Raw genomic sequence first — 22,808 nt, 5'->3', positions numbered from 1 at the left:
TCCGCCGCAAAGTAACATAGCAGGAACGGCAAAGCGCGGCAGTAGCGTGATCGCGGAAGGTCCGCGTTGGCGCCTCCGGTGCGGTGACCCGTTTTGGGTCAACAATTCTGGCACCTGAATTGCACTGCAGGTAATGCCGGGGAATCCCGGCAATCGTCCCCGAATATGGGGCCTCGCCGCTTCGCAAATGGAGCGGCGGGCCTTTTTGCCGGACGTTGAAAAGCAGGCCGATCAGCGGCTTAGCTGATGACGGTGCGCTTAGCCCGATTTCCCCTACCAAGTGCTTATTCTCACAAGAGAAATTCTAAAGCGCCCAAGCATCGGTGCTTGACACAGGTTTCGAGAACTGGATAAGTGGATACACGGATACGCTCTGATCGGACCCAGGACATGGCAGCAGACGCAATCGGGCCGTTGGGCATCACGACCGCCGAGGAGGAGGCTTATCGCCACATTCAGCGGGCCCTGAGGATGGGGCGTTATCGGGCCGGGGACCGGCTGATCCCGGAAGAGATCGCGACGGAAATCGGCATGAGCCGCATGCCGGTTCGCGAAGCATTCCGCCAACTGGCCGCGGAAGGTCTTGTGGTCATTCGCCCGAACCGTGGCTGCATCGTCGCCGGGCTTACCCTCGATGAGATCTACGAAACCTTTGAAATACGCTCGGTGCTCGAAGGGCTGGCGGTGAGGCTTGCCATGCCGCACATCGATGTCGAAGTGCTTGAAGAACTGGAACGCCAGCTCGACCGGATGGAGCGCGCCAGCCAGACCGGCAGCAGCGACTGGGTCGTGCGCCATCAGGCCTTCCATTTGCAGATTTGCCAATTGAGCAACAGACCCAAGCTGGTCCGGCAGATCGCCAGCCTGCACGTCGTGATCGAACCCTACCTGCGCATCTGGTTCGACTATGTCGACAAACCCGCCAGCGCGCGTGCCGAGCACGAGATCCTGATCGACGTGCTGCGGTCAGGTGATGCCGGCAAGGCTGAGATCGTCATGCGGGATCATATCGTCGAGACGGCGCCGCTTCTGGCCAACTTCGCAAGTCCCGGCCGCCGCTAGGGAATACCATCTAACTCGTTGAAGCCGGAAGATAATCCGGCACGACGAAAGGGAACTGCCATACCGGCAAAAAGTGGAGAATGACATGAAAATTAACCGCATTGCAGCCATTGCGTCGGTCCTGTTCGGCCTGGTCCAGGCCGCCGTTGCACAAGAAACACCAAAGGCAATTACCATTGCCACCGAAGGAGCCTACGCGCCCTGGAATTTCACAACAGCCGACGGCAAGCTGGACGGCTTCGAAGTCGATCTCGCCAATGATCTGTGCGGGCGAATGAAGATCGAGTGCAAGATCGTCGCACAGGACTGGGACGGCATGATCCCCGCGCTGACCGTCGGCAAGTTCGACGTGATCATGGCGAGCATGTTCATCACTGAAAAACGTCTGAAGATCATTGACTTTACCCAGCCGTATGCCGTGGATCCCTCAGGTTTCGCGGTCGCCAAGGACAGCGAACTGGGCAAGCTCGGCATCTCCAACGAGCGGTTGAAGCTGGAGAATGAAGCCTCTGCGCAGGCGGCAATCGACCGGCTCAAGCCATTGCTGAAGGGAAAGATCATTGGAGTTCAGGCTGCAACGGCGAACCTGGAATTTGTGAAAAAATACTTCTCGGACGTCGCCGAGATTCGCGAATACAAGACCACCGAGCAACACGATCTCGATCTCGCCGCGGGTCGCATCGACGCGCTCTTCGCGCAACAGACAGCGCTGGCCGCCACGCTGAGCAAGCCGGAGTTCAGCGACTATACGCTTGCAGGGCCAGGATTTGCCGGGGGTCTCTTCGGTCTTGGCTCCGGGGCCGGTATCCGCAAAGAGGACACCAAGCTGAAAGACATGCTCAACGGCGCCATCGACGCCGCGACCGCCGACGGCACGATCAAAACCCTGTCGCTTAAATGGCTCAAGAGCGACGTCACTCCAGTCAAGTAAGCGCTTGCCGGCGAACGGCCATTCCTGACCACGTTCCGGAGCTGAGCCGTTCGTCCTGCCGGGGGTATCAATGCCGGGGGTATCAATGGTTGACGCATTCCGGCTGCTTGGTTTCCAGCACGGAGGTTGGGGGGCTGCTCTTCTCATGGCGGCCTCGGTCACAGTGCTCCTGTCTGTGCTGGGCTTTGCGCTTGGCGCTGTCTTTGGCGGGCTGGCAGCGGCCGGGCGTCTCCGCAACTCCAAGGTATTGAGGTTCTTGGCCCTTGGCTATTGCACGGTTTTCAGGGGCGTGCCCGACCTTCTGACCATTTATCTGCTTTACTATGGAGGAAGCGTCGCCCTGACCTCGCTTGGTCATAGCCTGGGCGGGTCCGGATTCGTCGGCGTTCCGGCCTTTGCCACTGGAACCTTGGCTATCGCGATCATCTCGGGCGCCTATCAAGCCGAGGTCTATCGAGGGGCTTACCTCGCCATCGACCAGGGACAGCACGATGCCGCTTGCGCGCTTGGTCTCAACCGGCTGCAGCGGCTGCGACAGGTTATTTTTCCCCAGCTCCTGAGATACGCGCTGCCAGGTCTCGGCAATGTGTGGCAGTTGGTTCTGAAGGACTCGTCGCTGATATCGGTAATCGGCCTCGTTGAACTGATGCGCCAGGCGCAGATCGCTGCAGGTTCGACCCGTGAACCGTTCATCTTCTACATTGCTGCAGCCTTGCTCTATCTGGCTATCGCTTCCGTCACGGGCCACGCCTTTTACCGTCTGGAACGGAAGGCGCCGTGGCGCGTCCGGTCGGCATGATAGATTTCGGTTTTTTCCTCGAAATCCTGCCGAAGCTACTCGCCGGCCTGCCGCTCACGATGGAACTGGCCCTGACTTCCATCGTTGCCGGCTTCGTTCTTGCCGTCACATTGGCGCTTGCCCAGCAATCGGAATCGCCCTTCGTCGTCTTGCCGATCCGTGGCTTCGTTGCCGTGTTCAGGGGCACGCCTCTGCTGGTGCAGATTTTTCTGACCTATTATGGCCTTGGTCAGTTCCGGCACCAACTGTCGGCAATTGGATTATGGGCCGTTTTCCGCGAACCCTACTGGTGCGCAATCATCGCGCTGACACTCAACACCACCGCCTATGGCAGCGAAATCCTCCGCGGCGCGATTCAATCGGTGCCACGCGGCCTTGTCGAGGCGGCCCGGTCTGTCGGCCTGTCCACCTGTTTGACTTATCGGCACGTTATCCTGCCGCTGGCCTTTCGCCAGGCGCTGCCGAGTTACGGCAATGAAATCATCCTGATGATCAAGGGCACGTCTCTGGCTTCCATCGTGACCTTGATGGAGGTGACTGGAATTGCCCAGGGATTGATCTCCCAGACCTACCGCGCCTTTGAAGTCTTCATCTGCGCGGGCGCCATTTATCTCACTTTGAACTTCGCGATCATCCGTGCCTTGGCGGCACTCGAATACTGGATGTCGCGGCATCTGCGGCACCGCCCCTCGACGATGAGCGACGCCGCCTCTTGAGCATGATCAGAAGGGCATAGCATGCGAAATTTTGAGAAACCAACGCGCTCGGTCGTCGTTTCACGCGAGGCCATGGCCGCCACCTCTCATCCGTCGGCGACCCTGACGGCGGTGGAGATCATGGCGGCCGGCGGCAACGCCATGGATGCCGCCATCGCAGCCTGCGCGGTGCAATGTGTCGTCGAACCAGCCTCGACAGGCATCGGGGGCGACTGCTTCGCTCTTCTGTCGCGAAACGGATCCGGCGAGGTCATCGCCTACAACGGATCGGGCAGGACACCCGCCGCCCTCACAATTGACTGGTTCCTCGAACGTGGCATGGCGGAGGTGGCCCGCAATTCTCCTGGCTCCGTCACCATCCCGGGAGCCATCGATGCCTGGACCAGATTGCACGCTGATCATGGACATATGCCCTTCGATCAAATCCTGGCCCCCGCTATACGTTTCGCCGAGGAAGGCTACGCCATTTCACCGCGGGTCCATCGTGACTGGGCGTTGGAAGAAGAACTTCTGGCCTCCGATGTAGCCGCGAAACGGATTTTCCTGCCAAACGGCCACGCGCCAGGCGTTGGCGAAGTGCATCGCCAGCCTGAGTTGGCTGCAACGCTGCGGCTGATCGCCAAGATGGGACGAGAGGCCTTCTACACTGGCCCTGTGGCCGACGACATGGTCGTCTATCTTCGTGGGCTCGGCGGATTGCACACACTCGAAGATTTCGCCTCGGCAACAGGCGAATACGTGACCCCGATCAGCACGGCGTTCCGAGGCTGCGATGTGTTCGAATGTCCGCCGAATGGCCAGGGTGTGATCGCGCTGCTCATTCTAAACATCCTCTCGCGCTTCGAAGCGCACGGCGACCCGCAATCCGCGGACCGGCTTCACCTGGAAATCGAAGCAACACGCCTCGCTTACGCCGCGCGTGACCTGCTCGTCGCCGATCCCGACACGTCCGAGGTCCCGGTGGCCGACATGTTGTCGAATGCCTGGGCCGATCGTCTGGCCGGCATGATTGACCTAAAGCGCGCCCGCGCGGACCTGCCGGCCTTCGATATGCCGCTGCACAGCGACACGGTCTATATTTCGGTTGTCGACAAGGATCGCAATGCGGTCAGTTTCATCAACTCGGTCTTCGACAGCTTTGGCTCGGGCCTGGTCTCGCCACGCTCCGGTGTCGTCTTGCACAATCGCGGGCAAAGCTTTTCGCTTGACCCCAAGCACCCCAATGCAGTGGCGCCGAACAAGCGACCTTTGCATACCATCATACCCGGGATGCTTGCGAGAGACGGCCGGGCAGAAATGCCTTTCGGCGTTATGGGTGGCTACTACCAGGCAATGGGCCATGCGCACCTGCTGACGAAGGTGCTCGACTTCGGGATGGATCTGCAGGAGGCGATTGATCTGCCGCGGGTCGCCCCCGTCAGCGGCACCATGAACGTCCAGGCCGAACACGGGCTCGCTGGCGAAACCGTAGCTGAACTTAGCCGACGCGGTTTCGAAATCATTCCCGCCACGGACCCGGTCGGCGGTGCGCAGGCCATTCGCATCGATTGGGCAAACGGGACCCTGCTGGGCGGTTCTGAACCGCGCAAGGACGGCTGCGCCCTCGGTCTGTAGACCGGTTATGGCCAGAGCGGGATCCAAGATGCCGAAGATGCTCTTCATCGACATTTGGCCGGCGAGCAGGAGCCGCTGGCGCCATGGTCCAGATAATTCTTGCACGCCATCGACAATCCGATCGGCGCGAGGTTGTCACCCATGTCTTAGGTACAAAATGTTACCCATGTCTCCGGGCCGTACAGGGAAAAAATGGTGCCCAGAGGCGGATTCGAACCACCGACATGCGAATTTTCAGTCCGCTGTCGGTGATTGATATTGTTCAGATTTTAGGCCGAATGTCGCGTTTGTGTCGCGTCAAGCCAAAAGCGCCCGCTCGGCCTGAACTCGTTGCCCCAAACACGCGTGCCGTGGTGCCGACAGTCATTCAGATGGATGATGGTATGGTTCGGCACTCCTAGTAAGCTCCGATCCCCAGGCAATTTCGAGACTTTCTGAGGTCCATGTTCCTATGGGCGCAAGCGGCGCGACGACGGAGGTGTTGGCGCAGGCGGCGGGGTCGGCTTCGTCGAGGCTCGCACGCCTGGAAGCCATGACGACCGACGTCGACCAACGGGCAACCGTGGGGCGCTCGATCGATCAGGAGATGGCACGGGCGACGAGCCAGTTCGACAGCGACAGGCGTGTCAACCAGCCGCAAGCGCAGGCGATCGAGAAGCAATTGCAAGTTCTCAAGTCAACCGGCAACGCTGTCGCGGCTCAACAGGCGGGACTGCACGCCATGGAAAGGCAGTTCCCGCCGCATCGCATCTCCTCCAAAGCTTTTTGCGGCGTCAGCAGGATGCCAGCGAGCGGGGTCAACTCGGCCAGGCGGATGCCAGAGTGTTTACGCTCGCCACACCGCCGAGCGGCGAGATCGCTTCATCCGATCTTTCTGCTTCCTGTTCCGGAGATCCCTACATGATCATCGAGTTGTTCGGTCCGCCTGGTGCAGGCAAGACGACCCTTCTCCGCGCCCTTTGCCGTGAGCTGGCGAAACGCGACATCCGTGTGAAGACAGTCAATGGCTATCGCCGGATTGATTTTGTGTCTTTCGGCAGCGAAGTCGATTCGGTCGAGGATGAAGGCCCGGAGACACGCCATGGCATCCAGCGTCTGGTGCACAAGCTCGCCACCGCGAGTCCGGTCTTGTTCTCGACCCCGCCGAGCGAGGGGGCCGCTGCGCGGCTTTTGGCATCGATCCCTCCAAAAAGTCGAATATGGGCGTTGCGTCTGAAGATCGACGTCGTTTTGCTCTTCGAAGCCTGGAATACGGCGCAGGCCTCAGAAGGGTACTTCATTTTCGAAGAGGGCATCGTTCAGGCGTTGTGTGCGCTCGTCCTGTTGGCACGAAATCCAAGTATCGACATGGTTCGTAATTGCCTGACGTTCCTGCCGCGACCGGATCTCCTCATTCAAGTCGACGCGCCCGGGGAAACGCTGCGCCACCGCCTCATTGAGCGGTATGCGCGGCAGCCGTACCTCGAGCGCCTTCTCGAAGTCGGAGTGGTCAGGGGCCTGAAGCAAGCGGATATCGCGAGGGAGATCGGCCAATGCCTGCAAGACAAATGGCCGCTGATGCGTGTCGACGGCCTCGACCCACGCAATTTCGAACAGGTCGTCGCGCGCATCGTGGGGCACGGATTGCCCGCGACGGCATGCGTCGGCCCAGACTAGAGGCGCGAGTTGCATGGTGCTCACGGTGAGATCGTTCGTTGGCATTCGCAGATTTCTGCGGGCGCAGTCGCGACCGTTAGGCAGCGTCCATGAGAACCGTGCACCCGCTCGTCGGGATTACCGAGCAAGCCACCAGACGGATGGGTACGGTGCCCATTACTCCGACACGTTCCGGTCCGGCTACTATGCAGCTCTGTGGTCGGGTATCGAAAAGCCTTTGGTCGAACGTATTCTCCTGCCTGTCGGCGGGCCGAACCGGAAATGCCTGGACTTCGCATGCGGCACAGGCCGCATAGCAAATATCGCAGCTCAATTTTTTGGTGAAGTCGTCGGCGTTGACATCTCCCAATCTATGCTGGCTAGCGCACGGGTTCCGAAGAACGTGAAATTAGTCCGCGCTGATATTACGTTCTCTCCGCTTGCCGAAAGGTTCGACGTGGTCACGGCATTCAGATTCTTCCTCAATGCTGAAGATGAGCTCAGGAAGGATGCACTGTCGGCCATCAGCGCGCATTTGAACGAAGGTGGATTGCTTATCTCGAATATCCACATGAATGCGACCTCGCCAATAGGGCTGGTCTGCCGCATTCTGAACCGTTATGCAGGAGGGACAGTCCGCCATACTTTGAGCATTAAAGGATACGAGCAGACGCTCATTGCAAATGGCTTTATTGTCGAGCGGATAGTTGGGTACGGTTTTTTGCCGCGACCCGGGAAATTGCTGCCAAGACTCTGCGAAATATTGATCGTGCCGTTTGAAAGGATCTGCGCAAGTGCCAGGATTCCGGCGGAGCTTGCGCAGAATTTCCTGGTGGTTGCCAGAAAGCGGTAAAGCCGGCGGGCACATGAAATTTGAAACCGAGCATTTGCCATGAGGCTGGTCTTTGTTGAAGCTATTGGCAGGAAAGGATCGAGTGTCGTTTTTGGCTGCGCTTTGCTTGGCTCAATCAGACAAAGCGCTGCTCGCCTCCGCGCATCAGTGCGTTTGGCGACGGCGCTCGCCGGTGACCAACGATGCACTTGCCCTTTTGAGGCAGGACGATCGCAAGCATCCAGACATCGCGAGGTACTTTCGTAGATTGGGGGATTCCGGCAACGTAACGCGGGTTCGCGCCGTAATTTCCAGACGTCTTGACGTTCAAGTATCTCCCTGCCGATTGCGGGACGCGAATTCCTCGTAATGCCTGCGTATGAACTCCGGTTTGGCCCGATGCCGCACCTGCCGGCCTGTAAGCCTCTCGTAAACAGTGCCCACGCATCTCGAACCATAAAGACGCATGAGAGAACGTCTGAAAGCGGCTTGCTCGGGCCATAGCTCAGCGCTGGCGAACCGCCTCTCGAAGCCATCGGCAATATCCTGCTGATCCGCGTCAAGCGCCTCTTCCTCAGCGGATTGCGGCATGGATTGCGTGTATGCAGCGATGAGGATCTGCCTTTTGCGGTCGGCGGCACCTATCGCATCCCAGAATTGAGAGACGTCTTCGTCGCTGACCTCTATCGTTCGCCTGTTGAGGCCTGACCGAATCCTCTGGTATGGCCTTTGCCCCGCGTACAAAAGTCATACCAGACCTCATTCGCTTCGCTTCCTACAGTCCGTGCTCGCTAATCGAGCAGCCGATTGATCGGACAGCAACATCGGCGCGCTTTACGCGTGCTCATGTCGCGTGGAGTTGTCGACAGTCGCAGGAAACCCTTGAAAATCAACGGTAACAGTTCGCAACACGGCGCGACATGAAATGCCGTAAGTCGCCAAGTTGGCGACACCGCAAGCCCTTGATTTTATATGAAGAAGTAGTGGTGCCCAGAGGCGGATTCGAACCACCGACACGCGGATTTTCAGTCCGCTGCTCTACCAACTGAGCTATCTGGGCCTGCTCCGGCGGGCGGCGATCTGCACACCGGGTTCATGAAAGCGCCGTCGGCACCCCTTGAAAGCGCGTGGGTTATAGCACGGGAATTCGGCCTGTCCAGCGCTTAGAGCATGATCCCGAAAAGTGGAATCCGGTTTTCGGAAAAAGATCATGCTCAGACAAAAAGCATGATCCCGAAAAGTGGAATCCGGTTTTCGGAAAAGATCATGCTCAAACAAAAAGCATGATCCCGAAAAGTGGAATCCGGTTTTCGGAAAAGATCATGCTCAAACAAAACGCCAGAACCTGTTCCGTCCGACAGTGCCCGGATGGAACAAGTTCTGGACATTGATTTCAGGCGGGAAACGACAGGCAGTCCGCAAGGCCGATCATCGGTCACGATCGCGGCTGCGAAATCGTCCCAAACCTGTGGAAAACCGCAGGTGGACGGCGCTATTTCTGGTCGTCGTTCTCGTCCTCGTCGTCGCGGCCAGGGATGACGTAGACCCCCTTCAGCCAGCGGTTGAGGTCGATGTCCTTGCAGCGCGTCGAGCAGAACGGGTAGGTTTCGCGCGCCGATGGCTTGCCGCATTCGGGGCAGGGCCGCTTGGGCCGCAACGGCGTGACCTTGTCGTCCGGGCTCATATCCGCGCACCCGACAGCCAGTTGGCGTGCACCTTAAACCCTTCGCCGCTCAAAAGCGCTACCGTCTCGTAGAGCGGCAGGCCGACGACGTTGGTGTAGGAGCCGACAAGCTTGACGACGAAGGCGCCGGCAAGCCCCTGGGCGCCATAGCCGCCGGCCTTGCCGCGCCATTCTCCGGATGCGATGTAGGCCTCGATCTCCTCGCGCGGCAGCCGCTTGAAACGCACCCTGGTCTCGACCAGCCGCAAGCGCTGCTTGCCGCCCGGCGTGATCAGGCAGATGCCGGAATAGACCCGGTGCGAACGGCCGGACAAAAGCCCGAGGCAGTTGGCGGCGTCGTCGAGCGTCTCGGCCTTGGGCAGGATGCGCCGCCCGACGGCAACCACCGTGTCGGCGGCCAGCACGAAGCTCGGCAGGTAGTCGGCTTCGGTCTTCAGCGAAGCCAGCGCCTTCTCGGCCTTTTGTGTTGCCAGGCGCTTGGCCAGCGAGCGCGGGTGCTCGGCGCGCAGCGGCGTCTCGTCGACATCGGCCGGCAGCACACGGTCCGGCTCGATGCCGGCCTGCTGCAGCAGCTCGATCCGGCGCGGCGAACCCGAGGCAAGCACGAGCTTCTGCAAAATGCCCATCGCGATCCCGGCCGGGTTCTTGAACTTACTTGAAGCGGTAGGTGATGCGGCCCTTGGTCAGGTCGTAGGGCGTCATCTCGACCAGGACCTTGTCGCCGGTCAAAACGCGGATGCGGTTCTTGCGCATGCGGCCGGCCGTATGGGCGATGATTTCATGTTCGTTTTCGAGCTTGACCCTGAACATCGCGTTGGGCAGCAGTTCCGTCACGACACCCGGAAACTCGAGGACTTCTTCCTTCGGCATTCGATACCTTTGCTTGGATGGGTACTTCCAGCGCCCCGGCCGGAAAGTTGCGCGGAACCTATATGATAAACGCCCGCTTGTGAACATGCTTAATCCGCGGCGTTTTCAGCCCCGTTGCCGAGAAAACGGCGGCCGATCCGCGCCTTCAGCCGCTCGCGCACGTCGCGGTAGGCGGCCATGATCTGCTCGCGCGTGCCGCTGACGCCGGTCGGGTCGGGCATAGGCCAATACTCGACCTCGACGGCCAGCGAGCGGGTGAGCTCGAGCGCGGTGTGGTGAGCTTCCGGCGCCAGCGTCACGATCAGGTCGAAATAATCGTCATCGAGGTCGTCCATCGTTCTCGGGTGCCGTTCGCCGAGCGACAGCCCTTCTTCGGCCAGCACGGCATCGACGAACGGATCGCGTTCGCCGCCGCGCACTCCCGCCGAGGCGACGAAGGTGGTGGGCGGAAGCACCTTGCGCGCCAGCAATTCGGCCATCGGCGAGCGCACGGCGTTCATGCCGCAGACAAACAGGATCGAGCGGGGCAGGATCGGGCGGGGCAGCGGGGCGGCCAGTTCAGCCTCGCCAGTGCAGCACGCAAACCAGCGTGAACAGCCGGCGCGCCGTGTCGAAGTCAATCTCGATCTTGCCGGCAAGCCGGTCCATCAGCGTCTGCGAGCCTTCATTGTGCAGGCCGCGCCGGCCCATGTCGATCGCCTCGATGTGGCTGGGTGTCGCGGTACGGATGGCATCGTAATAGCTTTCGCAGATCATGTAGTAATCCTTGACGATGCGCCGAAGCGGCGTCAGCGACAGGATGTGGGTGACCACGGCTGCGCCGTCCTCGCGCGCCACCGCAAACACCAGCCGGGATTCGGCCAGCGACAGTTTCAGCCGGTACGGGCCGGCGCCGTCGTCATTGACCGGCTGGAAGCGGTTCTCCTCGATCAGGTCGAAGATCGCCACCGCCCGCTCATGCTCGACATCGGGCGTCGAGCGGCCGATCGTCTCGTCGAGCTCGACATCGATCAGCCTGGCGCGGGTTTGGTCGTAGTCGGACATTTCTACATGTTCAGCCGGATGGCGACGGAGCGCCCATGCGCATCGAGGCCTTCCGCCTTGGCGAGCGTGATCGCCGCCGGCGCCAGCGCCCGTAATTGCTCCGGCCCGAGCTTCAGGACCGAGGTGCGCTTGACGAAATCGAGCACCGAAAGCCCGGACGAAAAGCGCGCCGAGCGCGCCGTCGGCAGCACGTGGTTGGAGCCGGCGACATAGTCGCCGATGGCTTCCGGCGTATGACGGCCGAGAAACACCGCACCGGCATTGCGCATCCGCGCCAGGAAGGCCTCTGGGTCGTCGATGGCAAGCTCGACATGTTCGGCCGCGATGCGGTCGACCAGCGGCAGTGCTGCCTCGATCGTCGGCACCAGGACTATGGCGCCAAAATCGCGCCAGCTCGCCGCCGCCGTTTCTCCGCGCGGCAGGTTCTGCAACTGCCGCTCCACCGCCTGTTCGACCGCTACGCCAAAGGCACGGTCGTCGGTGATCAGGATCGACTGCGCCGACACATCGTGTTCGGCCTGGGCGAGCAGGTCGGCGGCGATCCAGTCCGGATCGTTGCTGCCGTCGGCGACGACCAGCACTTCCGACGGCCCGGCGATCATGTCGATGCCGACCGTGCCGAACACCTGGCGCTTGGCTGCAGCGACATAGGCATTGCCGGGGCCGACGATCTTGGCGACGGGCTTTATCGTCTCGGTGCCATAGGCAAGGGCCGCGATCGCCTGGGCGCCACCAACGCGGTAGATTTCGGAGACACCGGCAAGGTCGGCTGCCACCAGCACCAGCGGCGGCACCTCGCCGCCGGAGGCCGGCACCACCATGGCGATGCGCTCGACGCCGGCGACCTTGGCCGGTGCCGCGTTCATCAGCACCGAACTAGGATAGCTCGCCGTGCCGCCCGGCACGTAGAGCCCGACGGCCTCGATCGCCGTCCAGCGCGAGCCGAGCTCGACGCCGGCGGCATCGGTGTAGCGGTCGTCCTGCGGCAGCTGCCGCTGGTGATGGGCGCGGATGCGCTCGCGCGCGAATTTCAGCGCCTCGACCGTCTGCGGATCGGCGGCCTCGTAAGCCTTGGCAATGTCGTCCCTGGAGACGGCGATGCCGAGCCTGGCCAGGTCACCGCCGCCGAATTTCTGCGTGTACCCGACCAGCGCCGCGTCGCCCTCGGCACGCACCTTGGCGATGATCTCGCGCACCACGGCGTCGACATCGGCCGAGACTTCCCGCTTGGTCAGCAGGAACGCGGCAAAGCGCTGCTCGAAATCGGCGTCGGACTGGCGAAGCGTGATGGCCATCGGCTCAAACCCTGTGGACCGGGCGCGACGTCGCTTCCCAGGCGCCGCCGACATCGGCAAGCCGTGCCTCGATGCATTCGACATCGAGCATGATCGCGCCGCCGCCCGAAAAGATCAGCTCGACGATGCCGGCCGGCTTGTCGAGCGCGAGAAAGCTGATCGCCAGCAGCGACAGCACCTCGTCGGGCTTGTCGCGGGCAATTCCGCTGGTCTTGGCGCCGAGCACCCGGTCGAAATGCAGCACGGCCTGTCGCCGCTCATTGTGCTGGCGCAAGAAGCCGGATTTCGCCTCCCAGACGAAGCGGTTCATGGTCAGCACGAAGCGCTTTACCGAAGGCAGGTATTCGAGATCGCTGACCTTCATGACGGCATCCTGGACATGCGCCGAGATGATGCTCAGATCCTGATCGTCGAGCGCGACAAGCTTGAGGCCATTCATGCGGAATTCGCACCTGCGAGTTGATTATTCGACCTTCTGTTAGGCGGTCTTTCCGGCTCGTGCAACCGCGCCGGAGGTCTTGGCCAGGCAATCGCTCCGGTCGGCGCCGCCCCTCATCCCCCTGCTGGGACCTTCTCCCGTATAGGGACGGGTGTAGGGGCTGGCCGCAACCTCGGCACCCTCTCCGCAACGCCGGAGATTGGCGAAATCCTTCGCGAGGCGGTCCTACTCCCCGTCCCTATACGGCGAGAAGATGCCGGCAGGCAGATGAGGGCAGCGCCGACCTGAGCCTGCTATCGTTACCCCGAAATGCGCTCGATCTCCGCGCCGCAGCCGGACAGCTTTTCCTCCAGCCGCTCGAAGCCGCGGTCGAGATGGTAGACGCGGTTGACCGTAGTTTCGCCTTCGGCCGCAAGGCCGGCGATGACCAGCGACACCGAGGCGCGAAGGTCGGTCGCCATGACCGGCGCGCCCTTCAGCTTCGCCACCCCATCGACGATCGCCGTCTGGCCGGACAGCGTGATGTGGGCGCCTAGCCGGGCGAGTTCCTGGACGTGCATGAAGCGGTTTTCGAAGATCGTCTCGGTGATGCGCGACTTGCCCTTGGCCATCGTCATCAGGCCCATGAACTGCGCCTGCAGATCGGTCGGGAAAGCCGGGAAGGGCGCCGTCGTCACGTCGACCGGCGAAATGCCGGCGCCGTTGCGCCTGACGCGGATGCCGGAATTAGTCTGCGTGATCTCGGCGCCGGTCTGCGAAATGATGTCGAGCGCCGTCTGCAACAGGTCGGGCCGGGCGCCTTCCAGCACGACGTCGCCGCCGGTCATCGCCACGGCCATCGCATAGGTGCCGGTCTCGATACGGTCGGGGATCACCCTCACGCGGGCGCCCGACAGCGCCTCGACGCCGTCGATGGTGATGGTCGCCGTGCCGGCGCCCGATATCTTCGCGCCCATGGCGTTGAGGCATTCGGCGAGGTTGACGATCTCCGGCTCGCGCGCGGCGTTTTCGAGCACCGTCTCGCCCTTGGCCAGCGAGGCCGCCATCATCAGCACATGGGTGGCGCCGACCGAAACTTTCGGGAACATGTAGCGGTTGCCGACAAGCCGGCCGTTCCTGGTCTTGGCGATGACGTAGCCGGTGTCGACGTCGATATCGGCGCCCAGCGCCTGCAGGCCTTCGAGGAAGAGGTCAACCGGCCGTGTGCCGATGGCGCAGCCGCCGGGCAGCGACACCTTGGCCTCGCCCATGCGGGCCAGCAGCGGGCCGATCACCCAGAACGAGGCCCGCATCTTCGACACCAGCTCGTAAGGCGCCGTCGTGTCGACGATGTTGCGGGCGGAGAAAGTGATGGTGCGCGAATAGCCTTCCTGCTGCTTTTCGCGGCGGCCATTGACCGAATAGTCGACGCCGTGATTGCCGAGGATGCGGATCAGCTGCTCGACATCGGCCAGATGCGGCACGTTTTCCAGCGTCAGCGTGTCATCGGTCAAAAGCGCGGCGATCATCAGCGGCAGCGCAGCGTTTTTCGCGCCCGAGATCGGAATGCTTCCGGCAAGCTTGTTGCCGCCGACAATTCTGATGCGATCCATGAAGAGCGTCCCCTCGGCGCCACGGCCGGTTTAAATCGGTTGAGTCTGTTGCGGCCATCTAGACCATTGGCCGGCTTGGTTCAAGAAACAGGCTACTCCCCACTTTGGCCCACGCCGACTTGGCCAATGTACCGGCGACCAACATAGCCGATTCGCGTTAATCTTTTTTCATCGCCGCCTGCAGCCCCTCCGGCCGCTCGTCGGCCTCGCCAGCGCGCCGCTTGTCGGCGTCGCCGGTCCTTCGTGAGCGCGATTGCGCCTTGCGCTTCTGCAGGTTGGCGCGCAATTGCTCGGCCAGCCGGTCCTTGCGGCCCGTTCCGGCCTTTTTCGCTGAACCATCCTTCTTCGGTGATCCATCCTTGTTCGGAGAAACTGTCTTGCCGTTCATCGTTCTGTCCCCGGCCGGCGACCCGCCGGTGCGTATCAAGGGATAGCCAACATTGTGGCACGGCCATGTCCGCAACGATCGCCCGGTGCGGCCTTTCAACCCGTCTTTGTCTTGGCCTTGCGCTTGCCGGTTCGATATGGCAGAAGCCCCGCCATCGGCGGCTGCGGTAGCTCAGTGGTAGAGCACTCCCTTGGTAAGGGAGAGGTCGAGAGTTCAATCCTCTCTCGCAGCACCAGTCCATTCTTTTTGATTAACAACAAGTTTCTGTGCGGCATAAAGGCCATACTTTAGGGCAGCTTCGGCATATCCTGCGATTTGGGCAAGTCTTGCGGCTCGAACCGAAGGCCGATCGCGTCGATCTCCAGTCGGTAGCCTGCTGCAGCTGCAATGATTAGCATCATGACGACGGCGATGGGTGTCACTACGGACGGGCTGAATGAGAAATTCCCAAGCATCGTATTGAGGCGCTTCATTCTATCAGGCAGGGGCTTGCTCGGTATTTGCTGCGGTTTCATCGCCTTTGCTTTCTTTTGCCTGCGCAGCTGCGGCTAACGCTAATTGTTGTTGCAGCCAAAATGCCCGGATCGCCTCTATTTCGCCGTACCCGCCGATTTCTGTTAGTCGGTCAATGAACCTCGAATAGACAACGTCCTGCACCTGTTTTGCGGTTCGCATCAGTTCCACAGCAACGTTCGGGTTCAGAAGAAGGACGTAGTGGAAATCACCGGAGGGACCGGGTTTGGTGTCGATGAAACAAAGCTCGCGCAAACGTTTCATTCGCTTGCGCCAAGTATCGACGGCGCGTGGCCCCATAAAGCCGGCCTCTGCTGCGAAAGTGGCGGGGTTCTCAATTGTGATGACTGGGTGGTCGGGTGCGCGCGCCCATAAACAAAATAGTGTGTGGCCTGCTGGGATACCTTTCGACTGTTGATCGATCGCCTGCATTGCGATCGGAAGCGTACGTGGCAGGGTGGTGTAGCCATCATTTGTCTTCCGGCGCCAAACCCAGGCTTCCAAGTAGTTTGGAAAGTGCACATCCATTTGATGTTGCGCTCGTTCCGCCATTTTCATTTTCTTGACTGTCGATTGTCGTCCGTTTGCCATGGGTCAACTCCTTCATGACCACCAGTGTCGGATAGCTGGCCGCAGGGTGCAACGATTGAATGGGCTGCGCGATACAGCGGCTTTCAGCCTGCCCAGAGTGGATTACATCACAACCGATGTGCAGAGCATAATGTACTGTCAAGTCATCGAATTGAGCGATTTGGCGCAAGTCGTCTTAGATTAAGATTACAGATCAAAGAGTTAAATCTGCGCCGTGTGCTCCCGCTGCTCCAATGCTCCGGTGCTCCCATGTGCTCACCGTGCTCATGGGGTTTGAAAGGGGGCGGCAGTGCTAGTCTAAATTGAGTACGCTGAGGTTTCGGAAGAAATACCCATCTTTCGCCGGGTCGACTACAGAATGGCCATGGAATTTGTAGGGGACGCCGTTGTTCTCCACGTAGGTTCAGCTAGGTACACCTTATGGCCACAGCTTGCTTACTCCCTGCCCGAGGGCGGAGGCCCGTCCTCTTTTTCGGCGTCTATGACCCTATAGGTGGCCCCGCTCTTGGCGGTCGGCGGCGCCTCGGTAAGCTCTTCATACAGGTACGTCGCGAACATCGAGCCGGCTCCCAGAACCGCCCAGAGGGGCACCCCGACGCCCATCCCGAGGGCAGCAATCCCCGCACTTTGACCGCCGAACATGGCCACCCCTACAGCCGCGCCGCCGAGCCCGAGGCGTTGGGCTATGGTTCTGTTGTCCCATCCAACGCTCTTCGCTCGTCCGAGCGCACTCTTGAGTATCGGTCCCACGACTTTGCCGTGCATCGTTGCGGCGACGGCTTGTTTGGCCTTCGTTCGAGCCGGCAATCCCGACTGGCGGATTTCAAGGAGTGTCAACGCCCACGTACGGAGCGCGTCGGTTTGCTGGAGAGTTGCGCCCTTCACAATTTGGACGACCAGCTGTCGCTCTCGGTCTGGTTTCTCGTTCATCCGTTCTCCGCTCGAATGCGCGTTGGATATGCGCCAACAATCAAGGTGATCTATCAGGAACGGCCCATCGTTGCACCACAGTCACCTTCGACGTACGCCCGCCGCTGCTTCTACCGTGCCGGCCTCGTCCTATGCCTATGTCGACCCGGTGGGGACACTCACGGGTAGACGCTGCGCAGAAATGCTACGACGTAGCCCGGCTTCAGCACGTGAAAAAGCTTCTTGCTACCCTGCAAGATAACACCGGCGAAATACGCACGAAGGTCCGTCCCCACCATCTGGATCACGAAGGCGGAACCGCCGCTCATGCCGTCCGGGTCGATGGAAAGAGGGCTTGTGGCACGCACCCGCATCAAAGCGTCGTCGTTCGGCTGTCCGTCCGGCTCGCAAACTGCGTTCTGGCGAGCCAGCCCAAGATGGTTTTTTGTCTCCAAGTCGTAGGTTTGCCCTGCGGACGGATAGCCAGTCAGCAGCATCGCCATCACATTTGTAACGGGCGTGTCGGGTGGCAAATCCGTCAAGTCGAAGAAGCGCTTCTTCAGATCGGGGTGCGCTTCAACGGGCTCTGTGAAATCGAAGGCAGCGATGTCATTCGCATCGGTGTCTGAACGAGCCTGATAGGTGCTGTACCCCCCGATGTGACGAGGAAACGTCCGCCGTCCCTCAGCATCGCCACCTGCTGGGGGTCTACGTCTCTGAGCTGGTGATTGCTGCACAGCAGAATGTACCTGCCGTTGAAGTGGACGGCGGTCGCAGACCCGACCAACGAGACCTTGTACGTCTCGTGGTTGTTATATACGACGAGGTTGAAAGAGTAGGCTGCCAAGGTCCGCTCGATCAACCTTCCCGGCACAACGAGCCCATTCAGCCTTACGCTCAGCTGTACGAAATCCTCGAATAGCGTCCGTTTGTTCATCGCTGCGAACTGGTTCCTTGGCCTATCCATGCATATGCGGTTAAGCTCGCGTGCGCTCGCCGCCCGTTCAATCTGCCACGTTTCGGTTCGCTGGGGTATACCAATCGGGTCGCCTAGTTGCGGTTGTCGTCAGTACAAAGTAGCTACGAGGATAAGGAAATGGAGGGGTCTATGTTTTTCACAAAGTTGGGGCGGGTCATTGCGTGGGTGTTGGTTATCCTTGGCGGCTTTCGGGCGGTGCTTGCCTTCACCATTGCTTTCACGACCGATCAAACTATGGCCCCGAGATACCTAGGTTCCAGCTCCACAGGCGAGGCTATCGACAAGGGTCTGTTGTACTTTCTGGTCGGTGTCGCGGTGGGCATGGTGGCGGAGATAAGCCGGTCAGTGGCAGTGAAGATGGAAGTCACAAAGCCGGAGCTAGAGTAAGAGCTTCGTGGGTATGCCCTCGGCGCGCCGCAACGAGGCCCGCGGCAGTGGTTTGGCGCCGCACCATTCCTACTCCCGATTGTCGGCCGGGGGTCCGCCCTCCTGACGAATGTCTGGTCTAGCTCCAGCGTCAGGCGTCGACGCGCTTTGTGATGCGAAGGCGAGCGGCTCTCTCGATCCCTCCGGAAATCGTGCAGCAACGTCTTAAGCCTTCCTCACCCGCACGTCGTCGCCCTTTGCCGCATGTTGACATGACAATGCGCCCAGGCGGCTTAACAAAGCTTGCAGCCGGGAACAATCGCTCAACAACTCGCGTTTCTTGCCAAGGCCCGCTTCTTTTGCAACGGGGCGGCGGGCGTCGAAGGCTCGCAAATGTCGCGCCGGCGTTTCAATCGCACTCGCCTCAGCCCTCACGATTTGGCTATTTGTGAACGCGTGTTTGATCAGGTTTGCGCAGATGAGCACATTGACCCTCTAAGCCTGGATGCCGAAGCCTTGGCGGTGATGATTGTCGCAATCTTCCGAAACGTGACTACCAATGAGCGCGAACTGCTGGAGGAAGTTAGGTCTCTTCGTCGCTCAAAAGGCGCAGAGAAGGCGCACTAGCTAGGCGGCGTTCCGAGGCGAATTGTTCTAGTCCCGCATTGGCACAATCGGATTGGCATCTGAATTGCCCATTGATGATCGCCAGAGTGTAGCCACCGAGCTTGCGAAGGGGATAGAAATGGGTTTGGCCGAAGACTTATCTGATGTCGCGCTCACATTCGAATGTCCGGATTGCTCACACCCGGCGGTAAGAAAGGGCTCCGCACTAAGAACAATCGCGCACTTCAGATGCGACGGGTGCAACGCCAAGGTGCGGATGACCTATCCGCAGAAGCTCGCGATCTTCGAAAAGCACAAGCTATTGGCCGCAAGCAGCCGGCAAAGCCGCGGGAAGCGATTGTACGCCCCCTACCGGGGCTGATTGCCGCCGACAACACGACACAGAAGGAAAATGCCCAAGGTCAGGGGCACAGATGCGGCCGAAGTGGCTTCGCGACCTCTGCCGCGTGCAGCGACGCCTGCTAAGCCTTCCTCATCCGCGCGGCCTTCGCCCCTTTTGACGCATGTTGACCATGACAATGCGCCCAATCGGAATAATTCGGGCGAACGGCTCGTTAGTTCGTTAGACGGTGCTAAAATACGGCAAAGTGTCCGAATGTCATTTCATGAAGCCCGCCAGACAGGCTGCGGCTCGCTCTGGCCTAACCGCGAAGGGAACCAGGGATGAAAATTTCGACCTCTTTGACAAGACGAAGTGTTGTCGCCGCGCTGGCGCTGACCGCGGCATCGACGGCGGTATTGCCTGCCGACAACGCGCTCGCCCAGGCCAAGAAAACCACAGCTGAGAAAAGTCTGTATGAGCGGCTGGGCGGCGTGTTTGCCATCGCAGCGGTGATCGATCACTTCAGCGACGCCGTCGTGAAGAACCCGATCGTCGGCAAGAAATCCAAGAATCCGCAGCTGCGCAAATGGCACACCAAGAACCTGGAAAGGTTGCCCGGCCTCAAGTTCATGCGCACGCTGTGGGTCTGCGACGTTTCTGGCGGGCCCTTCAAGTTCGTCGCCACCAAGCCCGGCACGACGCCGCTCGGTCTCGAGGAGGCGCATCGCGACCTGCGGATTTCCCCCGCGGAATTCGATGAGGTCGCAGCCGAACTCGGGCGGACCTTGGATCATTTCAAAATTCCGAAGCCTGAGAAAACCGAAGTCCTGGAAGCTTTCGCCGCCCACAAGGACGAGGTCACCGCCGGCTACGTCAAGCCGGGCTGAAGCGCTTATATCGCGCGGGCATTCGTTCTGAGCATGGCGCGCGTCGCCGTGACGATGCGGCGCGGCCGTAGCTCAGCGCGCGCAGTCTTCCGATGGTTCCTACTCCGAACCTGCCCGAGCTGTTTCCACACTGAGCGACCCTTCCGGCAGTGGCAGCATGAGTTCAGCCTCGGACTTCGTCAGATGGATCCATGCCGCCCAGTCCGATGGCCGCAGCACAACCACTTGCCGATTGTGATATGGCGCGACATCCGGCCCCGGATCGGTCGTCAGCATCGTGAACGTCGGCGGCTTGTTGCCGACACCCTCGCGCCACAGCCCGGCAATCGCCATGAACGAATGGCCATTCAGCGTGAACCTGTGCTTGGTCTTTGGATATTTCGTTCCCGTGAATTCGAAGAATGCCGACGCCGGAACGAGACAGCGCGTGCTGTTGCTGAACTGCCGGCCCTCCGAGCGAAAGTTGAATACAGGTCCGCCTTTTGGCCCGGCCGGGGGAAAGCCGAACGTCATCGACGCCAGTTCGATTGCGTCGCCGGCGGCGCGCATTACAGGCGCGGGGTCGTTGATGTGGATGTCATCCGCCTGCGGCAGATCCAATTCGTTTTGATGGCTGGGGATTTTGAGCGCCAGCGATTCCATCATCCGGCAGTATTCGGCCCAGGCGATGTGCTGCTCGTAGTCATTGCACATGGAATGGCTCCGCACGCTCGACCGAGATCAGTTCAACATAGCGTTTATCGGTGGGCGCCGATTGCTGGCGGATTTGATATAAGCCTATTTGGGCCGGCGTGCGGCAGCGATGGCCTGCAACAGATTGATGCTGTTCACGTCGGGTTCGCTGGATGCGGCAACGGCAAGTGCGGCGGCTTCGGCTATTTTCGCGACGTCGTCGCTGCTGATCGTTCCACGCATTTCCAGCAGATTTACGAGTTCGACAACGAGAAGAAAGGCGTTCACACCATATCGTTCGGCTTTGAGCTCGAACTCGCCTCGAGCCAATCTCTCCGCGTCTCCTTCAGCCCGTTTGTCCACGTTGGCGTCCTCTCCTATGGCTACAAGCTATTAACGCTTAGCACGAATGGTTTAATCCTTCGAACTGGCCACAACCTTCGCCAATTGCCGGGCATAGTGTCGCCGGTGGCAAGGGCATGGGTTCAGCCAAGGATGAGACCAACCAACAGAACGGTAAGAATAAAGGACAACACGACGGCAAGTAGCCCGCATGCTTCCAAAGTGTTGGTTTGCCAAGCTTTCGTCGGGCGCCTCCGGTTTGAATTCCTGTTTCGCGAAACAAACTTCATCGGGCACCAGATCGGACGCGGAGCCGGCTTGAATTTGGCAAAGCGCTCCTCTTCATCGGCCCGGAAGGCATCTCCGCGAAACTCCGGAGCACCGTATGCGCGGCGCCGGCCTGCCTTTCATCGACGCGGGCCATCACCAGTACGACACCTTCTGCGATCTTCGGCTTGCGCGGCTTCTGGGCGAAATTGGCGAAAGTTCCGAGAAGCACGCCGGCAAAGCCGCCCCAAGCCGCACCGACCAGGGCCATGCCGGTCATCCCCGCAGGATCAACGTCTTGAGCTCCAAAAGCGCTGAAGCCGGCCAACAGACCAGCCGTCGCGCCAAGTGCGGCACCAGCGACGGCACCCCGCCAGAGAGCGCTCATCTCATCGTCGTAATATCCAGCAACGCTGATCGGTTCATCATTGTCATTGTAAGATCCGACGACGCTGATTTGCCGGCGACGAATCCCGGCAGCCTGAAGCCTGGCAACGGCACGTGCTGCCTGGGCATGGGAATTGAACAGCCTGCTGATCGTTTGCATTTACGCCCAGGCCCGCCGCCCGTTCGGAGCGTCGGGCCTCTCCTCCCTGGCTTGAACTCTTCCGCCCGGACGCATCTTCGTCGCGCCAAAGCTCACCACAACGTGAGCCAGCCGGCTACGTTCCTCAGCCGGGGCTTCGGTCCAACCCCAGAGCGTCTTGCTTGGGACCTAAGTCTGACCAGCTTGGGCGTGCTGAGGCCATGCCGAGCGGGGACGGTCGCCGACTCGAAGAGAGGGTTCAGATGCTATCGCAGACCCAAAAAGCTCAAAATGGCGATTACGATCACGATGGCGCCGACCAGCCAGATAATGTTGTTCATGATTGCACTCCTTGCATCTGGGCTGGGCGCACGCCGAGGCGAAGCCCGCCACGCAAGTGGAACATTAGATGCGGCTAAAGGTTCCTCGCGGGCCTCGCTGTCGAAAGAGCCCACCGCACCAGTCGGCACGGCGGGCGACGCAGAGTTTCACCCCGGTGGTGGGGCAGCAGACGGCGTTGCGCCCAAGGCTCAGCTGATGCTTCGGGACCAGTCATCTACCTGGCGCTCTGCCTCTTCCTTGGCGATGCCATATCGCTCCTGGATACGTCCCAAAAGCTGGTCCCTATTGCCCTCGATGCGATCAAGATCATCGTCGGTGAGGTCACCCCACTGCTCTTTCGCCTTGCCTTTGAACTGCGTCCATTTTCCCTTGATTTGATCCCAGTTCATATGTTCCTCCTTGCTTCCTAGGCCCGCACTAAAGCGGAGCGCGGACCGATCAGCATTCGATGTCGGTAATGAATGAAGATTAGCAGCCGCTAAAAGTTCCGGTGCCGGCGCAAAAAGCCCGCCGTGCCCGTGCCTGACTGTGAGCTGATGTTGATGATGTCCGGAGCTTGATGCT

At 60.4% G+C, this 22,808-nt stretch carries 29 protein-coding genes and 2 tRNA genes; 12 read left to right on the top strand and 19 right to left on the bottom strand.

What is annotated here, in order from left to right; genetic code table 11:
• Positions 1–390: 390 nt before the first annotated feature.
• From NKI18_RS00285 to NKI18_RS00250, 8 genes are all read left to right on the top strand, one after another.
• Positions 391–1,062, top strand: coding sequence for a GntR family transcriptional regulator (locus tag NKI18_RS00285; RefSeq protein WP_352614703.1), 672 nt, complete (start codon positions 391–393; stop codon positions 1,060–1,062).
• 85 nt (positions 1,063–1,147) lie between these two features.
• Positions 1,148–1,993 (top strand): transporter substrate-binding domain-containing protein, encoded by an 846-nt coding sequence (locus NKI18_RS00280; RefSeq protein ID WP_352614705.1) that lies wholly within the window; start codon positions 1,148–1,150, stop codon positions 1,991–1,993.
• 85 nt (positions 1,994–2,078) lie between these two features.
• Positions 2,079–2,792 carry an ABC transporter permease gene (locus tag NKI18_RS00275; protein ID WP_023677395.1) on the top strand — a complete coding sequence of 238 codons (714 nt, stop codon included), beginning with the start codon at positions 2,079–2,081 and terminating at the stop codon, positions 2,790–2,792.
• Positions 2,789–3,508, top strand: a complete 720-nt coding sequence (locus NKI18_RS00270) for an ABC transporter permease (protein WP_352614772.1) — start codon at positions 2,789–2,791, stop codon at positions 3,506–3,508. Before NKI18_RS00275 ends, NKI18_RS00270 begins: the two co-directional genes overlap by 4 nt.
• 21 nt (positions 3,509–3,529) lie before the next feature.
• Positions 3,530–5,122, top strand: coding sequence for a gamma-glutamyltransferase (gene ggt, locus NKI18_RS00265; protein WP_352614707.1), 1,593 nt, complete (start codon positions 3,530–3,532; stop codon positions 5,120–5,122).
• 532 nt (positions 5,123–5,654) lie between these two features.
• Positions 5,655–6,026, top strand: a complete 372-nt coding sequence (locus tag NKI18_RS00260; RefSeq protein ID WP_352614708.1) for a hypothetical protein — start codon at positions 5,655–5,657, stop codon at positions 6,024–6,026.
• Positions 6,023–6,778 (top strand): AAA family ATPase, encoded by a 756-nt coding sequence (locus tag NKI18_RS00255; protein WP_352453411.1) that lies wholly within the window; start codon positions 6,023–6,025, stop codon positions 6,776–6,778. The genes NKI18_RS00260 and NKI18_RS00255 overlap by 4 nt, the downstream gene beginning before the upstream one ends.
• Positions 6,779–6,791: 13 nt before the next feature.
• Positions 6,792–7,610 (top strand): class I SAM-dependent DNA methyltransferase, encoded by an 819-nt coding sequence (locus tag NKI18_RS00250; protein WP_353018576.1) that lies wholly within the window; start codon positions 6,792–6,794, stop codon positions 7,608–7,610.
• A 963-nt stretch (positions 7,611–8,573) separates the two neighbouring features.
• On the opposite strand, the gene NKI18_RS00245 is transcribed toward NKI18_RS00250, so the two are convergent.
• From NKI18_RS00245 to NKI18_RS00200, 10 genes are all read right to left on the bottom strand, one after another.
• Positions 8,574–8,649, bottom strand: a tRNA-Phe gene (locus NKI18_RS00245).
• A gap of 432 nt (positions 8,650–9,081) precedes the next feature.
• A complete protein-coding gene (yacG, locus tag NKI18_RS00240) occupies positions 9,082–9,273 on the bottom strand; it encodes a DNA gyrase inhibitor YacG (protein ID WP_023677402.1) in 192 nt (63 codons plus the stop codon).
• On the bottom strand, positions 9,270–9,899 hold the full coding sequence (locus NKI18_RS00235) for a Maf-like protein (protein WP_352614710.1): 630 nt from the start codon (positions 9,897–9,899) through the stop codon (positions 9,270–9,272). The genes yacG and NKI18_RS00235 overlap by 4 nt, the downstream gene beginning before the upstream one ends.
• A gap of 25 nt (positions 9,900–9,924) precedes the next feature.
• Entirely contained in the window at positions 9,925–10,143 is a 219-nt protein-coding gene (infA, locus tag NKI18_RS00230) for a translation initiation factor IF-1 (RefSeq protein ID WP_006200926.1), read from the bottom strand.
• A gap of 89 nt (positions 10,144–10,232) precedes the next feature.
• A complete protein-coding gene (locus tag NKI18_RS00225) occupies positions 10,233–10,700 on the bottom strand; it encodes an arsenate-mycothiol transferase ArsC (protein ID WP_352614774.1) in 468 nt (155 codons plus the stop codon).
• A 1-nt stretch (position 10,701) separates the two neighbouring features.
• On the bottom strand, positions 10,702–11,187 hold the full coding sequence (locus tag NKI18_RS00220) for a UPF0262 family protein (RefSeq protein WP_292663977.1): 486 nt from the start codon (positions 11,185–11,187) through the stop codon (positions 10,702–10,704).
• A 2-nt stretch (positions 11,188–11,189) separates the two neighbouring features.
• A complete protein-coding gene (hisD, locus tag NKI18_RS00215; RefSeq protein ID WP_352614712.1) occupies positions 11,190–12,482 on the bottom strand; it encodes a histidinol dehydrogenase in 1,293 nt (430 codons plus the stop codon).
• A gap of 4 nt (positions 12,483–12,486) precedes the next feature.
• A complete protein-coding gene (locus NKI18_RS00210; RefSeq protein ID WP_352457708.1) occupies positions 12,487–12,921 on the bottom strand; it encodes a DUF2948 family protein in 435 nt (144 codons plus the stop codon).
• A gap of 299 nt (positions 12,922–13,220) precedes the next feature.
• Positions 13,221–14,513 carry a UDP-N-acetylglucosamine 1-carboxyvinyltransferase gene (gene murA, locus NKI18_RS00205; protein WP_352614714.1) on the bottom strand — a complete coding sequence of 431 codons (1,293 nt, stop codon included), beginning with the start codon at positions 14,511–14,513 and terminating at the stop codon, positions 13,221–13,223.
• A 157-nt stretch (positions 14,514–14,670) separates the two neighbouring features.
• Entirely contained in the window at positions 14,671–14,901 is a 231-nt protein-coding gene (locus NKI18_RS00200) for a hypothetical protein (protein ID WP_352457710.1), read from the bottom strand.
• A 160-nt stretch (positions 14,902–15,061) separates the two neighbouring features.
• On the opposite strand from NKI18_RS00200, the gene NKI18_RS00195 reads away from it, so the two are divergent.
• Positions 15,062–15,136 (top strand) — tRNA-Thr (locus NKI18_RS00195).
• Between the two features lie 52 nt (positions 15,137–15,188).
• On the opposite strand, the gene NKI18_RS00190 is transcribed toward NKI18_RS00195, so the two are convergent.
• The 5 genes from NKI18_RS00190 to NKI18_RS00170 all read right to left on the bottom strand — a co-directional run bounded on the left by NKI18_RS00190 (position 15,189) and on the right by NKI18_RS00170 (position 17,851).
• Positions 15,189–15,374 carry a hypothetical protein gene (locus NKI18_RS00190; RefSeq protein WP_352614716.1) on the bottom strand — a complete coding sequence of 62 codons (186 nt, stop codon included), beginning with the start codon at positions 15,372–15,374 and terminating at the stop codon, positions 15,189–15,191.
• A 4-nt stretch (positions 15,375–15,378) separates the two neighbouring features.
• Positions 15,379–16,005, bottom strand: a complete 627-nt coding sequence (locus NKI18_RS00185; RefSeq protein WP_352614718.1) for a hypothetical protein — start codon at positions 16,003–16,005, stop codon at positions 15,379–15,381.
• A 435-nt stretch (positions 16,006–16,440) separates the two neighbouring features.
• Positions 16,441–16,935, bottom strand: a complete 495-nt coding sequence (locus NKI18_RS00180) for a hypothetical protein (RefSeq protein WP_352614720.1) — start codon at positions 16,933–16,935, stop codon at positions 16,441–16,443.
• Positions 16,936–17,093: 158 nt separating this feature from the next.
• Positions 17,094–17,456 carry a hypothetical protein gene (locus tag NKI18_RS00175; RefSeq protein ID WP_352614722.1) on the bottom strand — a complete coding sequence of 121 codons (363 nt, stop codon included), beginning with the start codon at positions 17,454–17,456 and terminating at the stop codon, positions 17,094–17,096.
• Positions 17,457–17,473: 17 nt separating this feature from the next.
• The gene (locus NKI18_RS00170; RefSeq protein ID WP_352614724.1) at positions 17,474–17,851 is read right to left on the bottom strand and encodes a metallophosphoesterase family protein; all 378 of its coding nucleotides are present in this window, start codon (positions 17,849–17,851) and stop codon (positions 17,474–17,476) included.
• 171 nt (positions 17,852–18,022) lie between these two features.
• On the opposite strand from NKI18_RS00170, the gene NKI18_RS00165 reads away from it, so the two are divergent.
• The 3 genes from NKI18_RS00165 (at position 18,023) to NKI18_RS00155 (ending at position 20,095) form a co-directional block, all read left to right on the top strand.
• The gene (locus tag NKI18_RS00165; protein WP_352614726.1) at positions 18,023–18,280 is read left to right on the top strand and encodes a hypothetical protein; all 258 of its coding nucleotides are present in this window, start codon (positions 18,023–18,025) and stop codon (positions 18,278–18,280) included.
• A 282-nt stretch (positions 18,281–18,562) separates the two neighbouring features.
• Positions 18,563–18,886, top strand: coding sequence for a hypothetical protein (locus tag NKI18_RS00160; protein ID WP_352614727.1), 324 nt, complete (start codon positions 18,563–18,565; stop codon positions 18,884–18,886).
• A 663-nt stretch (positions 18,887–19,549) separates the two neighbouring features.
• Positions 19,550–20,095, top strand: coding sequence for a group I truncated hemoglobin (locus tag NKI18_RS00155; protein WP_352614729.1), 546 nt, complete (start codon positions 19,550–19,552; stop codon positions 20,093–20,095).
• A gap of 99 nt (positions 20,096–20,194) precedes the next feature.
• Here NKI18_RS00155 and NKI18_RS00150 read toward each other — a convergent pair whose 3' ends face one another.
• From NKI18_RS00150 to NKI18_RS00135, 4 genes are all read right to left on the bottom strand, one after another.
• Entirely contained in the window at positions 20,195–20,788 is a 594-nt protein-coding gene (locus tag NKI18_RS00150; protein WP_352614730.1) for an SOS response-associated peptidase, read from the bottom strand.
• 84 nt (positions 20,789–20,872) lie between these two features.
• Positions 20,873–21,130, bottom strand: a complete 258-nt coding sequence (locus NKI18_RS00145) for a hypothetical protein (protein ID WP_352614732.1) — start codon at positions 21,128–21,130, stop codon at positions 20,873–20,875.
• Positions 21,131–21,395: 265 nt separating this feature from the next.
• Positions 21,396–21,923, bottom strand: coding sequence for a hypothetical protein (locus NKI18_RS00140; protein ID WP_352614733.1), 528 nt, complete (start codon positions 21,921–21,923; stop codon positions 21,396–21,398).
• A 509-nt stretch (positions 21,924–22,432) separates the two neighbouring features.
• Complete coding sequence (locus tag NKI18_RS00135; RefSeq protein WP_023677416.1) at positions 22,433–22,633, bottom strand: CsbD family protein; 201 nt, start codon at positions 22,631–22,633, stop codon at positions 22,433–22,435.
• Positions 22,634–22,808 lie beyond the last annotated feature (175 nt).

This window comes from Mesorhizobium sp. M0800 (genome assembly GCF_040320095.1).
GTDB lineage: Bacteria > Pseudomonadota > Alphaproteobacteria > Rhizobiales > Rhizobiaceae > Mesorhizobium.
This window is presented reverse-complemented; position numbering and strand designations above follow the sequence as displayed.

Excerpts from the sequence above, each read along its gene's own strand:
- NKI18_RS00285 (WP_352614703.1), top strand. The coding sequence starts at position 391 with ATGGCAGCAGACGCAATCGGGCCGTTGGGCATCACGACCGCCGAGGAG.
- NKI18_RS00280 (WP_352614705.1), top strand. The coding sequence starts at position 1,148 with ATGAAAATTAACCGCATTGCAGCCATTGCGTCGGTCCTGTTCGGCCTG.
- NKI18_RS00275 (WP_023677395.1), top strand. The coding sequence starts at position 2,079 with ATGGTTGACGCATTCCGGCTGCTTGGTTTCCAGCACGGAGGTTGGGGG.
- NKI18_RS00270 (WP_352614772.1), top strand. The coding sequence starts at position 2,789 with ATGATAGATTTCGGTTTTTTCCTCGAAATCCTGCCGAAGCTACTCGCC.
- ggt (WP_352614707.1), top strand. The coding sequence starts at position 3,530 with ATGCGAAATTTTGAGAAACCAACGCGCTCGGTCGTCGTTTCACGCGAG.
- NKI18_RS00260 (WP_352614708.1), top strand. The coding sequence starts at position 5,655 with ATGACGACCGACGTCGACCAACGGGCAACCGTGGGGCGCTCGATCGAT.
- NKI18_RS00255 (WP_352453411.1), top strand. The coding sequence starts at position 6,023 with ATGATCATCGAGTTGTTCGGTCCGCCTGGTGCAGGCAAGACGACCCTT.
- NKI18_RS00250 (WP_353018576.1), top strand. The coding sequence starts at position 6,792 with ATGGTGCTCACGGTGAGATCGTTCGTTGGCATTCGCAGATTTCTGCGG.
- yacG (WP_023677402.1), bottom strand. The coding sequence starts at position 9,273 with ATGAGCCCGGACGACAAGGTCACGCCGTTGCGGCCCAAGCGGCCCTGC.
- NKI18_RS00235 (WP_352614710.1), bottom strand. The coding sequence starts at position 9,899 with ATGGGCATTTTGCAGAAGCTCGTGCTTGCCTCGGGTTCGCCGCGCCGG.
- infA (WP_006200926.1), bottom strand. The coding sequence starts at position 10,143 with ATGCCGAAGGAAGAAGTCCTCGAGTTTCCGGGTGTCGTGACGGAACTG.
- NKI18_RS00220 (WP_292663977.1), bottom strand. The coding sequence starts at position 11,187 with ATGTCCGACTACGACCAAACCCGCGCCAGGCTGATCGATGTCGAGCTC.
- hisD (WP_352614712.1), bottom strand. The coding sequence starts at position 12,482 with ATGGCCATCACGCTTCGCCAGTCCGACGCCGATTTCGAGCAGCGCTTT.
- NKI18_RS00210 (WP_352457708.1), bottom strand. The coding sequence starts at position 12,921 with ATGAATGGCCTCAAGCTTGTCGCGCTCGACGATCAGGATCTGAGCATC.
- murA (WP_352614714.1), bottom strand. The coding sequence starts at position 14,513 with ATGGATCGCATCAGAATTGTCGGCGGCAACAAGCTTGCCGGAAGCATT.
- NKI18_RS00200 (WP_352457710.1), bottom strand. The coding sequence starts at position 14,901 with ATGAACGGCAAGACAGTTTCTCCGAACAAGGATGGATCACCGAAGAAG.
- NKI18_RS00190 (WP_352614716.1), bottom strand. The coding sequence starts at position 15,374 with ATGAAGCGCCTCAATACGATGCTTGGGAATTTCTCATTCAGCCCGTCC.
- NKI18_RS00185 (WP_352614718.1), bottom strand. The coding sequence starts at position 16,005 with ATGGCAAACGGACGACAATCGACAGTCAAGAAAATGAAAATGGCGGAA.
- NKI18_RS00180 (WP_352614720.1), bottom strand. The coding sequence starts at position 16,935 with ATGAACGAGAAACCAGACCGAGAGCGACAGCTGGTCGTCCAAATTGTG.
- NKI18_RS00170 (WP_352614724.1), bottom strand. The coding sequence starts at position 17,851 with ATGAACAAACGGACGCTATTCGAGGATTTCGTACAGCTGAGCGTAAGG.
- NKI18_RS00165 (WP_352614726.1), top strand. The coding sequence starts at position 18,023 with ATGTTTTTCACAAAGTTGGGGCGGGTCATTGCGTGGGTGTTGGTTATC.
- NKI18_RS00155 (WP_352614729.1), top strand. The coding sequence starts at position 19,550 with ATGAAAATTTCGACCTCTTTGACAAGACGAAGTGTTGTCGCCGCGCTG.
- NKI18_RS00150 (WP_352614730.1), bottom strand. The coding sequence starts at position 20,788 with ATGTGCAATGACTACGAGCAGCACATCGCCTGGGCCGAATACTGCCGG.
- NKI18_RS00140 (WP_352614733.1), bottom strand. The coding sequence starts at position 21,923 with ATGCAAACGATCAGCAGGCTGTTCAATTCCCATGCCCAGGCAGCACGT.
- NKI18_RS00135 (WP_023677416.1), bottom strand. The coding sequence starts at position 22,633 with ATGAACTGGGATCAAATCAAGGGAAAATGGACGCAGTTCAAAGGCAAG.